This is a genomic window from Streptomyces sp. NPDC060209 (assembly GCF_042728155.1).
Lineage (GTDB): Bacteria > Actinomycetota > Actinomycetes > Streptomycetales > Streptomycetaceae > Streptomyces.
In genome coordinates this window covers 1-11,150 of record NZ_JBHWZS010000286.1, presented here as the reverse complement: position 1 = coordinate 11,150, position 11,150 = coordinate 1, and the positions used below count along the sequence as shown (strand labels likewise).

Genomic DNA, 11,150 nt, shown 5'->3' with positions numbered 1-11,150 from the left:
TTTTTTTTTATAAGAGACACAGCGCGGCGCGCCGGGCCCCGGCCGGCCGGGGCACGGCGCGGGCTCATCCCTGCTGCGCGGTTGCGGTGGTCTCCTCCGGGGGCACGCCGACGGGCTCCCCCGTGCCCTTGCGCAGGTGCACCATGAGCCCGATGAACCCGGCCGCGAATCCGCTGAACAGTCCCGATATCCCGTGGTTGAGCGCGTTGACCGAGGCACTGTCGGGCACACCGACGACCAGGTAGTTGACGGCGGCGCTGATCACCGAGCCGAACAGGGCGCCGATCAGTCCGCTCAAGAGGGACACGCGCAGGGGCGACGGCGCGGCCAGGGGGATCGGGGCAGGTCTGCGCGGTGTGGACATGATGGGAGGCCCTCCAGACAGGCGAGACGCAAGATCGGGGGGTGCGGCAACACCCTTGAGCACGCCACTGTGCCTGGCAACTTCACTGCCCGTACCCTGAGATGACGCATTACGTCGGGTTCGGACGGTTGCCCGGTCGTGAGGGGTGCGGGGGAGTGGCGGCCATAAGTGGTCGGAGCGCCGTCCCGGATGGCGTAGAGTTGCAATCACAACGGCGCGGGGTGGAGCAGCTCGGTAGCTCGCTGGGCTCATAACCCAGAGGTCGCAGGTTCAAATCCTGTCCCCGCTACTGAAGACAGAGGCCCGGATCCTTTCAAGGATCCGGGCCTCTGTCGTATGCCGTCACCCTGCCGCCCGGTTACGGGCTTGACCTTGACGCTGCGTAAAGATCTAGCGTTTCCGGCATGGAGTGGTCCATCCAGGAAATCGCCAGGCGAGCCGGCACCACGAGCCGCACTCTGCGGCACTACGGAGACGTCGGTCTCCTTCCGCCGAGCCGCACGGGTGCCAACGGCTACCGCTATTACGACCAGGAGGCACTGGTCCGGCTCCAGCGCATTCTGCTGCTGCGGGAGCTGGGGCTCCCGCTGCCCGAGATCAAGGACGTGCTGGAAGGGCAGCGGGACACCTCCGCGGCGCTCCGGGCCCATCTGCGGCTGCTGGAGCAGGAGCGGGAGCGCATCGGGCGGCAGATCGCCTCGGTGCGGACCACTCTCCACAGGACCGAGGAAGGGGAGGAACTCATGGCCGAGGAAGTGTTCGACGGCTTCGACCACACGGCGTACGAGCGGGAGGTCACGGAACGCTGGGGCCGGGAGGCGTACGAGCGGAGCGGCCGGTGGTGGCGCGGACTGGGCGAGACGGAGCGTGCCCGCTTCCAGGGAGTGCACGAGGCCATCGCCCGGGACTACGGGGTGGCCAGAGCGGCCGGCCTGGAGGCCGGCGGCGAGGAGGCGCAGGACATCGCGCGGCGGCACTGCGAGTGGCTGTCGGCGACGACGGAAGTCACACGTGCGTATGTGACCGGCCTCGGGGAGATGTACGTCGCCGATCCCCGCTTCGGGAGGAACTACGATCGCTACGGAGACGGAACTGCCGTCTTCGTACGGGATGCACTGACGATCTACGCGCAGCACCGGCTCTCCGACTGACCCCCGGAGGGCGGGGCTCCGGCGCGCTCCTCCCTTTGGCCGATGACGAGTCGCCGCTCGGCGCGGCTCCGGCCAGCCTGGGTGGGGCGCGGTACCGTCCGCAGCCGTGGGTGGACCGGGCAGGAGCACACAGGTGGGGAAGCGGGACGGACGGCGAGGGGGCGCTGCCGGGAACTCCCGTTCCCGGCGGTTCGTGCGCGCTCTCCCCGCCCTGATGATCTGTGCCGGGGTGGCCTTCGACCTCGGCACGCCGGCCGAGGTCACCGCCGTTCCGCTCTTCGCCGCGGCCCCGTTGATCGCCGCCCCGTTCTTCTCGCTCGCCGGCACCGTCCGGGTCGGAGTGGCCGCGATTCTCGTCGTGCTCGCCATCCGGATCTCGGACGGCGTGCTCGCCAAGGTCGTGCCGATCACGGACCTGCTCACCCTGGTGACCGTCGCCGCGCTCTCCCTCGTCATCAACCGCGTCGTACGCCGCGGGAACGAGCAGCTGGCCTCTGCCAAGGTCATCGCGGAGACCGCGATGCGCGCGGTGCTCCCGACGCCCGAGGACCGGATCGGCGGAATGCTGGTCGCGGCGCGGTACGAGGCGGCCCAGGCGGACGAGTTCGTCGGCGGCGACCTGTTCGCCGTCGCGGACACGCCGTACGGGGTGCGCCTGGTCGTCGGGGACGTACGGGGCAAGGGGCTGGACGCCGTGGCGGCGGTGGCCGTCGTGATCGGGGCGTTCCGGGAGGCCGCCGAGCAGGAGCTGTCGCTGGAGGGGGTGGTCCAGCGGCTGGAGCGGGCGCTGGCCCGGGAGGGCTCACGGCGGGGCGGGCTCGACTCCATGGAGGGGTTCGTCACCGCCGTCCTGGCGGAGATCCCGGCCGGCTCGGAGACGCTGCGGGTCATCAACCGCGGTCACCCCGAGCCGCTCGTGCTGTACCCGGACGGGGCGCTAGACGTACTGGCGCCGACCACGCCCGCCCTGCCGCTCGGGATGGGGCTGGGCGCGTGGCCGGACCGGTCGGACGAGTGGACGCTGCCCGCGGGAGCGATGTTCCTGGCGTTCACCGACGGGCTCTCCGAGGCGCGGGACGCGAAGGGTGTCTTCTACGACCCGGCGGCACGGCTGCGCGGCCGGCTCTTCCCGGGGCCCGAGGAGCTGCTGTCCGCGCTCACCGATGACGTACGGCTGCACACGGGAGGCAGGTCGACGGACGACCTGGCGCTCCTCGCGGTCGCCCGCCCGGCGCGGGGCCAGCAGGAGCGGCGGACCACCGTGAAGATCGTGCGACGGGACAGTGAATGACCCGTCGCGACCGTCGGTAGTCGAAGGACCCCGCTCCGCATAACATTTGACTTACCGTCAGAAACTGCTGGCTGGATGAGGGGCGTTCAACTCGCCCGTTTGAGACCGTTTGACCCCTGTAAGTCCAGGCCAGAGTCATGAACGATCTGTGGGAACAGCTTGGAATCGGACCCGGGTGTCTATTAACGTTCGATAACGCAGCGCGGTTGTACCTGTCGTCGCAAGAGGCGGCACCGTGCGCAGCGCCGAATTCCGCAAGGGAACCGGGGAACCACCTACATGGGGTGAATCGGACACCTGTGTCTCGTGAGAGACGAAGGGGCCCGTAGGAGACCTTCCTGCTCCGAACCCGTCAGCTAACCCGGTAGGCGAGAAGGAAGGAAAGGAGTGCGCCCACGTGGCGTCCAACCAGCCTGCCCCCGAGGCCCCGTCATCCTTCAGGACCGACAGCTTCGGTGATGAGGACAGGACATGGGAGGAATGGAACCCCACCGAGGAGTCCATCCGTCCCGTACGCGGCCGGCATCGCGTAGCCAAGCAGCGCGGCCTCGCCCGTAGCTCCACCGTCCTCGGCGTCGGGGTCATCGCGGCCGTCGGAGCGGGCGGCATGGCCACCGCGCAGAGCAAGCCGCCGGTCTCCATTTCTCTTCCCGATTCCATCGCGGACAATCTCCCTGACGCCAAGTCCCTTCCCGGCGTCAGCGCGTTCATGTCCGGCGACTCCGACTCGGACCACGAGACGGTCGCCGCGTCCTCCCCGCTCACCACCGCGGGGATCACCGCCGCCGAGGCCGAGCAGGGCGCCACCGACGCCGGCGAGGCGCTGCGCGCCCGAATCCTCCAGCAGGCGGAGCAGCAGCAGGCCGGAGCCGATGCCGAGGCCAAGGCCGCGGAGGAGAAGGCTGCGGCCGAGGCGGCCGCGGCCCAGGCGGCGAAGCAGCAGAGCGTGGCCGAGGCCGAGGCTGCCGCGAAGAAGAAGGCTGCGGAAGAGGCGGCGAAGAAGAAGGCGGAGGCCGAGCGCCTCGCCAAGCTCGCCGCCAGCTACGCCGTCCCGACCTCCTCCTACTACATCAGCTCGACCTTCGGTCAGGCCGGTTCGATGTGGTCCTCCGGCTACCACACCGGGCTCGACTTCGCGGCCCCGACCGGTACCCCGGTCAAGGCCGTGCACAGCGGCACGGTGAAGTCGGCCGGCTACTCCGGCGCGTACGGCTACCGCACGGTCCTGGAACTGGATGACGGCACCGAGGTCTGGTACTGCCACCAGTCCTCGATGGACGTGACCGCCGGTCAGAAGGTCACCACCGGCCAGACCATCGGCCGCGTCGGTGCGACCGGCAATGTGACCGGCGCGCACCTGCACCTGGAGATCCACACCCCGGACGGCTCGGGCATCGACCCGATGAGCTGGCTCCGCGGCAAGGGCCTCACCATCTGAGCCCTCGGGTCCTTCGTCCGGACAAGGCCGGGGCACGCGAGCCCGGCCCGATCCGGAACGGGAGACCCGGCGCCGGCACCCGGCGCACCAGAACCCCGGCGGCCCTGACGCACGACCCCCCGACGTCAGGGCCGTCGGTCTGTCCGGGACCACGGAGCCCCGGCCCCCCGGGTGGAAATCTCCGGGTGGGGCCCGGTGCAGCGGAATAGTTGCCTCCGCCGAATGGTTGTGCCTAGGCATGACATCTTTGCGCCCGCTCGGATCTTCGAGCCTTCAGGTCTTCCCCCTCGCCCTCGGCGGCAACGTCTTCGGCTGGACCGCCGACGAGGACCGGACGTTCGCCGTCCTCGACGCGTACACGGCGGCCGGCGGCAACTTCATCGACACCGCAGACTCCTACTCCGCCTGGATCCCGGGTAACGAGGGCGGTGAGTCGGAGACCCTCATCGGCAAGTGGCTGGCGGCCCGTTCCCGCCGCGACGATGTCGTCATAGCCACCAAGGTCGGCGCGCACCCCTCGTACAAGGGACTCTCGCCCACCACGATCAAGGAGGCGGCCGAGGCGTCGCTGCGCCGGCTCGGCACCGACCACATCGATCTCTACTACACGCACTTCGACGACGAGAGCGTCCCCGTCGAGGAGATCATCACCGCGCTCGACCAGTTGGTGAAGGCCGGCACCGTGCGGGAGATCGCCGCGTCCAACATCAGCCCCGAGCGGCTCCAGGCCTCCCTGGACTTCTCCGAGCGCGAGGGCCTGGCCCGTTACGTCGCACTGCAGCCGCACTACAACCTCGTCTCGCGCGACACCTACGAGGGCGCGCTCCAGGACACGGCGGCCGGTGCCGGTCTCGCCGCCGTCCCGTACTTCGCACTCGCCTCGGGCTTCCTCACCGGCAAGTACCGGCCGGGGGCGGCGGTCGAGAGCGCGCGGGCCGAGGGCGCGGGCAAGCACCTGGAGACCGAGCGCGGCCGCAAGGTGCTCGCGGCGCTCGACAGGATCGCCCAGGAACACGACGCCGAAATCGCCACGGTCGCCCTCGCGTGGCTGGCCTCCCGGCCGACCGTGACCGCGCCGATCGCCTCCGCGCGCACGGTCGAACAGCTGCCCGCGCTGGTGGCGGTGGCCGAACTCCGGCTGACCGGGCAGGAGCTTGCGGAGCTGACCGAGGCATCCGCCTGATCCTCTACGCGGGCGGCGTGCGGTGCCCGCCGTCCTCCAGGTACGGGTTGTAGCCGCCGTAGTGGCGGTGCGGAGCGGGGAGCTGCTGCGGAGGCGGGCCGCCAGCGGGGAACTGACGGGGGAACGGGGGCGGCACGGGCGGCCGGTGGGTGCGTAGCCGGCCTGTCGCGTGGGCCGCGTACGTCAGGGCCGGCACCGCGATGTCCCGGCGCTGCCAGAGGTGGTGCAGCAACTCCTGCTCGCGCAGGGCGAAGTCCGGGCCCGCGCCGTCGTGTCGGGCCCTCCGGCGCAGCATGGCCAGGGACGTCGCGAACGACTCGTACTCCGCGACGGCACGGGCCGCGGACTTGCCCCGGGCCCGGTCCGGGTGACTGTTCCAGTGCCTGGCGACGTCCCGGGCCATGCCCCGTGCGCGCATCGAGGCCAGCGCGAGCGGCTCGGCGGGGGCCAGCCAGCCGGCCGCCGCGTACACCGGCAGCTCGGTGGAGAGCGTGCGCAGCTCCCGCTGGCGCGACCAGATCGCCAGCCAGGTCACCAGGCCGAAGGACGGCACCATGAAGGCGCCGTACACCAGGTAGAAGCCGTACGGTCCGAAGGCCGACGAGCCGTTCCAAAGGGCGTGCGTGCCCATGGCGAGGACGAGCCCGAGCAGCGGCAGGACGACACGGCGCACCCGGTGACGCGCGCCGCCGAGTGCCGCGATGCCGAAGCCGATGCCGGAGAGCACCGTGAACAAGGGGTGCGCGAACGGCGACATCACCACGCGTACGAAGAACGTCCCCGCCGTCACGGAGGCGAAGCCCGTGGTCCCGAGCTGCTGGTCCTCGCCGAAGGCATTGCCCAGGTAGAGGATGTTCTCGGTGAACGCGAAGCCTGTCGCGGTGAAGCCGGCGACCACGATGCCGTCGACGACCCCGCCGAACTGCCGTCTGCGGAAGAGGAAGATCAGCAGGACCGCGATGGCCTTCGCGCTCTCCTCGACGACCGGGGCGACGAGCGTGGCCCCGAGGGTGTCGGCGCTCGCCGGATCCGCCGTGGCCGTCGCTATCCACCGGGTCGCGAAGGAGTTGGCGATGATCGCCACGAGCGCGGCGGCGCAGGCACCCCAGGAGAAGGCGAACAGCAGATTCCGCCACGGGCCCGGCTCGACCCGGTCGAGCCAGCGGAACGCCGCCATCAGCAGCGGCACGGGCAGCACAGCCAGCCCCAGTCCCACCAGGAAGCCCTCGGTGCCCGTCTGCTGACGCACCAGGGCCAGGATCACCAGACCGCAGAGCGCGAGCACTGTGATCACGGCGCCGGCGCGGAACGCCTTGCTGCGCCAGACCATGCCGACGCGGCGGGGCCGGTAACGCCACTGGCCTCGCTCGGGGACGGCGCCCAGGAACTCGTCGAGCTGCTGCTCCTCGAGAACCGGGACGGCCGGCTGCTGGTGCTGCACGGACCCCTCGGACATCCGACGACCCTAACGAGGGCGACTGACACCTGGCCACGCCGCGGTGCACGGGGGGCCGGGCAATGGCTGATCAGCGACGGGTGAACAGCACGTCGTGCACGACGTGTCCCTTGTCCAGGCCCTGGCCCTCGAAGCGGGTCAGCGGCCGGAACGCGGGCCGGGGGGCGTAGCCGCCGTCCGCCTGGGTGTTCTCGAACAGCGGGTGTGCCGTCAGGACTTCCAGCATCTGCTCGGCGTACGGCTCCCAGTCCGTCGCGCAGTGGACGACCGCGCCCGGCTTCAGCCGCCGCGCCACCAGGTCGAGGAATTCCGGCTGGATCAACCGGCGCTTGTGGTGCCGCTTCTTGGGCCACGGGTCGGGGAAGTACACCCGGAGCCCGTCCAGGGCGTCCGGCTCCAGCATCTCCCGGAGCAGGATGATCGCGTCACCGTTGGCGACACGGACGTTGGACACCCCGGCCCGGTCCGCGAGACCCAGCAGATTGCCCTGGCCGGGGGTGTGCACATCGACGGCCAGAATCCCGGTGTCCGGGTCGTCGGCCGCCATCTGGGCCGTCGCCTCGCCCATGCCGAAACCGATCTCCAGGACCACCGGGAGGCCGTCGAACAGCGTGGGGAGATCGAGGACAGCGCGGCCGTCGATGTCCAGGCCCCACTTGGGCCACAGCCGCTGGAGGGCGTCCTCCTGGCCGGCGGTCACCCGGCTGCGGCGCGGCTGGAAGCTGCGGATCCGGCGCTCGTGGTGCGAGCCCGCGGGGTCGGCGGCCGGGCCGCCGGGGAAGCGGGGCTCCTGGCGCAGCCTGCGCTGGCGCTCGAAAGAGGCGGCGCGGCGCGCCGCCGCGTCGGCGTCGGGCGTCTCTGGGGTGGGGTTCACAGGATCAGACACAATGACCCGATTCTACGGCGGGAGGCGTCCACCCCGTCGCGCGAGCCCGCAGCAGGGCCCGTCGCGCCACCTCCCTCCCGATGGGCAGGGACGCGGTGGCCGCGGGAGACGGGGCGTTCAGCACGTGCACGGTGTGCGGGGCGTCCCGGATCAGGAAGTCGTCCACCAGGGTGCCGTCCCGCAGGACCGCCTGGGCCCTGACGCCGGCCGGGGACGGCCGCAGATCGGCCTCCGTCACCTCAGGCAGCAGTCGCTGGACGGCTCGGGTGAACGCGCTCTTCGACAGGGATCGGTGCATCTCGCCCGCCCCGTACCGCCAGTGTCGCCGGGCGATCCGCCAGGAGCCGGGCCAGGCCAGGGTGGCGGCCAGCTCGCCCGGGTGGACGACCGTCCGGCCGTACCCCTCACGGGCCAGGGCCGGCACGGCGTTCGGCCCGACGTGGACCGTGCCGTCGACACCCCGGGTCAGATGCACCCCGAGGAACGGGAACGCCGGGTCCGGCACTGGATAGACGAGGCCGCGCACCAGCTCCGGCCTGGTCAGCTCGTAGTACTCCCCGCGGAACGGCACGATGCGCGCCCCCGGATCGTCGCCCGCGAGCAGCGCCACGCGGTCGCTGTGCAGGCCCGCGCAGTTGACCAGCACACGCGCCCTGACCACCTGGCCGTCGGCCGTGCGCACCGCGACACCCCACGGGCGCCGGTCGACGGCGACGACCTCCGCGCCGTAACGGATCTGCCCGCCCGAGGCGCTCACCTCGGCGGCGAACCGGACGGCCACCGCGGTGAAGTCGCACACTCCCGTCGTCCCGACCCGGATCGCAGCCAGGCCGTGCACCCGCGGCTCGTGCTCCGCGATCTGGGCGGGGCCGAGCTCCCGGACCGGCAGGCCGTGCGCCCGGCCGCGCTGCACCAGGGCGTGCAGCCGGGGCAGCTCTCCGCTGTCGGTCGCGACGATCAGCTTGCCCGTCACCGCGTGGGCGATTCCGTGCTCCGCACAGAAGTCCACGAGCTCGGCGGCGCCCCGCACCGCGTAGCGCGCCTTGAGCGAGCCGGGTGGGTAGTAGATGCCGCTGTGGATCACCCCGCTGTTGCGCCCGGTCTGATGCCGGGCCGGGCCCCACTCCTTCTCCAGCACCGTGACCCGGGTGCCGGGCGCGGTGCGCGTGATCGCGTACGCGGTCGACAGACCGACGATTCCGCCACCGATCACCAGCACATCGCAGTCGTACGCCGCGTGCGTCATCATCACGCCACCTCCCACCCCGATAGTGCACTGACCCACTGACAACGGGCTCAAACCAGGGACGGCGTGTGCGTGGCGGGATGTTCCGCTTCCGGACCCGGCGAAACCGGGGCGTACCGGTGGCGCCCCGGGGCCGGTGCCCGGATCAGGCCGGGGTCACGAGAAGCGGACGGGCTCGTTCCCGTAGTTCGGCCACGCGGGGTTCGTCCCCGTACGGCTCGAGGCGGTGCAGCAGGTCGCGCACGTACTCCGTGGTGCGCGCCGAGGAGATGCGTCCCGCCACCTCCACCGCCCGCGTCCCCGCCGCGCAGGCCGCGTCGAGGTTGCCCGACTCCAGCTCGGCGACCGCGGACACGACGAGGCGCAGCCCGTGGGAGCGGACGAACTCGTCGGTGGGTTTCGACAGGGCCTGCTCGGTGAAGCGCCGCACCTGGCGGGGCGCCTTGAGATCGCGATAGCACTCGGCGGCGTCGGCGGCGAATCTGTCGTACGAGTAGAAGCCGAGCCACGCCGGGTCGGAGTCACCGGCCCGGGAACGCTCCAGCCAGCTCTCGGCGGCCCGGAGTGCGGCCCCCGCGGCCGGTGCGTCGCCGGCCTTGGCGTGGGCGCGCGCCTCCACGAGCCGGAAGAAGCTCATCGTCCGTGCGGTGGCGAGCCCGCGATTGCGCTCGACCGCGGCCTGCGCGAGGTCCACGCCCTCGTCGGCGAAGCCCCGGTAGGTCGCCTGCAGGGACATCGACGCCAGGACGTATCCGCCCAGCGGTACGTCGGCTGCGGCGCGCGCCAGGCGCAACGCCTGGATGTAGTAGCGCTGCGCGGCCTCCTGCTGGCCGGTGTCGAAGGCCATCCATCCGGCGAGCCTGGTCAGCTCGGCGGAGGCGCCGAAGAGCGCCCTGCCCACCTCGTCGCTGTAGGAGCCCAGCAGGAGCGGTGCGGCGTCGACCCGTAAGCACTCCGGGACCATGGAGGAACGCCAGTCGCCGCCACCGTATTTGGAGTCCCACCGGCGCGCGTCCTGGGCGGCCTCGCGCAGCTTGGTCACGTCGCTGTGGCCCACGCGCAGCAGCGGTCCGTCGACCGTGCCCCCGCCCGCGGTGTCCGGGCCCGGCTGGACGGGCACCCCGGCCTGCGCCCCGGGTGCGCCCTCCGGGCCGAGGATCGCCGCCTGGGCGGCGGCCGGGTCCCGCGCCACCGACGGATCGGCGGGGGTTATGAGCCAGCGGGACGCGGGGGTCGCATAGGCGCTCACCGCGAAGGAACCCGCCAGCGACTGCCAGATCCCACCGCCGCCCCGGCGGCCCGCCAGATCCAGCCGGTACAGATCCGTCGCCGACCGCACCGCCTCGCCCACGTCCCGGGGGAAGGCCAGGCCGACCTCGGGCGCCGGGTCGGCGTCCGCCAGCCCGATCTCGTGCAGCGGGACGGGACGGCCGAGTTTGGCCCCTATCGCCGCCGCGATGAGATGGGGCGCGGCGCCCTGCGGCACCATGCCCTTGGCGACCCACCGGGCCACCGACGTCTTGTCGTAACGAAGTGTCAGACCGCGCTGCGCCCCGAGGTCGTTGACCCGCCGGGCGAGGCCGGCGTTGCTGATTCCCGCGAGGGCGAGAACCGTGCCGAGCTTCTCGTTCGGCCCGCGTTGCTCCCTGGACATAGCCACCCCTCGACACACAGACGGCTGCCGCGTCACCGTCGGGCGCGCGGCATTCGTACCGTGTTCTCCCCAGCTACGGTCCCGGGCACTCCGGCCGCACACGCATTTGGCCGAGCCCCGTGGAATATGCCGCCCTGCTGAGAACATCGGTAAACCCAGCGTAGTTCGCCGCATCCCCACCGTTAAGGGGCAGACCTCCGTATGGCGGGAATGTTGTCCGTGCGGTGCGAGGCGTGGGCGCCGTGCTCCTGATGTGTGGCCGTGCGCCCGGCCGTGCGCTCTGCCCCGGCCGGTGCGCAAGCGCTTCGATGGGTCCTGCGTGGGTCGGCCCGTTGAACTGGACTCGGCGGGCTGGGGGAGACCGCCGCCCCAATCCCCGCGGGCGGCGAACCGGTCCGGGAGGTGATGAACACCTCCCGGACTGTGCGCCGCACGGGCGGGGTTCGGGAAAGCGGACGTGCGGGCCGGCGCACCGGGGGGA

General features: G+C 71.8%; 9 protein-coding genes, 1 tRNA gene and 1 riboswitch. Of the genes, 5 read left to right on the top strand and 5 right to left on the bottom strand.

Annotated elements, in window-relative coordinates; genetic code table 11:
- Nucleotides 1–64: 64 nt before the first annotated feature.
- On the bottom strand, nucleotides 65–364 hold the full coding sequence (locus ACFWFI_RS34835; RefSeq protein WP_387398267.1) for a hypothetical protein: 300 nt from the start codon (nucleotides 362–364) through the stop codon (nucleotides 65–67).
- 215 nt (nucleotides 365–579) lie between these two features.
- Between ACFWFI_RS34835 and ACFWFI_RS34830 the strand changes: the two genes are divergently transcribed.
- The 5 genes from ACFWFI_RS34830 to ACFWFI_RS34810 all read left to right on the top strand — a co-directional run bounded on the left by ACFWFI_RS34830 (nucleotide 580) and on the right by ACFWFI_RS34810 (nucleotide 5,427).
- Nucleotides 580–653 (top strand) — tRNA-Met (locus ACFWFI_RS34830).
- Nucleotides 654–768: 115 nt separating this feature from the next.
- Complete coding sequence (locus ACFWFI_RS34825) at nucleotides 769–1,515, top strand: MerR family transcriptional regulator (protein WP_387398265.1); 747 nt, start codon at nucleotides 769–771, stop codon at nucleotides 1,513–1,515.
- Between the two features lie 133 nt (nucleotides 1,516–1,648).
- Nucleotides 1,649–2,806 carry a PP2C family protein-serine/threonine phosphatase gene (locus tag ACFWFI_RS34820; protein WP_387398263.1) on the top strand — a complete coding sequence of 386 codons (1,158 nt, stop codon included), beginning with the start codon at nucleotides 1,649–1,651 and terminating at the stop codon, nucleotides 2,804–2,806.
- A 233-nt stretch (nucleotides 2,807–3,039) separates the two neighbouring features.
- Nucleotides 3,040–3,192: riboswitch (cyclic di-AMP (ydaO/yuaA leader) on the top strand.
- A gap of 11 nt (nucleotides 3,193–3,203) precedes the next feature.
- Entirely contained in the window at nucleotides 3,204–4,244 is a 1,041-nt protein-coding gene (locus ACFWFI_RS34815) for a M23 family metallopeptidase (protein ID WP_387398261.1), read from the top strand.
- Nucleotides 4,245–4,482: 238 nt separating this feature from the next.
- Complete coding sequence (locus ACFWFI_RS34810) at nucleotides 4,483–5,427, top strand: aldo/keto reductase (protein ID WP_387398259.1); 945 nt, start codon at nucleotides 4,483–4,485, stop codon at nucleotides 5,425–5,427.
- 4 nt (nucleotides 5,428–5,431) lie between these two features.
- Here the strand turns inward: ACFWFI_RS34810 and ACFWFI_RS34805 are convergent, their stop codons facing one another.
- The 4 genes from ACFWFI_RS34805 to ACFWFI_RS34790 all read right to left on the bottom strand — a co-directional run bounded on the left by ACFWFI_RS34805 (nucleotide 5,432) and on the right by ACFWFI_RS34790 (nucleotide 10,669).
- The gene (locus tag ACFWFI_RS34805; protein ID WP_387398256.1) at nucleotides 5,432–6,883 is read right to left on the bottom strand and encodes a PrsW family intramembrane metalloprotease; all 1,452 of its coding nucleotides are present in this window, start codon (nucleotides 6,881–6,883) and stop codon (nucleotides 5,432–5,434) included.
- Between the two features lie 70 nt (nucleotides 6,884–6,953).
- The gene (trmB, locus tag ACFWFI_RS34800) at nucleotides 6,954–7,769 is read right to left on the bottom strand and encodes a tRNA (guanosine(46)-N7)-methyltransferase TrmB (RefSeq protein WP_387398255.1); all 816 of its coding nucleotides are present in this window, start codon (nucleotides 7,767–7,769) and stop codon (nucleotides 6,954–6,956) included.
- Nucleotides 7,762–9,018: an L-2-hydroxyglutarate oxidase gene (gene lhgO / locus ACFWFI_RS34795; protein WP_387398253.1), complete on the bottom strand. Its 1,257-nt coding sequence runs from the start codon at nucleotides 9,016–9,018 to the stop codon at nucleotides 7,762–7,764. The genes trmB and lhgO overlap by 8 nt, the downstream gene beginning before the upstream one ends.
- Before the next feature lie 142 nt (nucleotides 9,019–9,160).
- A complete protein-coding gene (locus ACFWFI_RS34790) occupies nucleotides 9,161–10,669 on the bottom strand; it encodes a sporulation protein (protein ID WP_387398251.1) in 1,509 nt (502 codons plus the stop codon).
- Nucleotides 10,670–11,150: the final 481 nt, after the last annotated feature.

Excerpts from the sequence above, each read along its gene's own strand:
- lhgO (WP_387398253.1), bottom strand. The coding sequence starts at position 9,018 with ATGATGACGCACGCGGCGTACGACTGCGATGTGCTGGTGATCGGTGGC.
- ACFWFI_RS34825 (WP_387398265.1), top strand. The coding sequence starts at position 769 with ATGGAGTGGTCCATCCAGGAAATCGCCAGGCGAGCCGGCACCACGAGC.
- ACFWFI_RS34805 (WP_387398256.1), bottom strand. The coding sequence starts at position 6,883 with ATGTCCGAGGGGTCCGTGCAGCACCAGCAGCCGGCCGTCCCGGTTCTC.
- ACFWFI_RS34790 (WP_387398251.1), bottom strand. The coding sequence starts at position 10,669 with ATGTCCAGGGAGCAACGCGGGCCGAACGAGAAGCTCGGCACGGTTCTC.
- ACFWFI_RS34810 (WP_387398259.1), top strand. The coding sequence starts at position 4,483 with ATGACATCTTTGCGCCCGCTCGGATCTTCGAGCCTTCAGGTCTTCCCC.
- ACFWFI_RS34835 (WP_387398267.1), bottom strand. The coding sequence starts at position 364 with ATGTCCACACCGCGCAGACCTGCCCCGATCCCCCTGGCCGCGCCGTCG.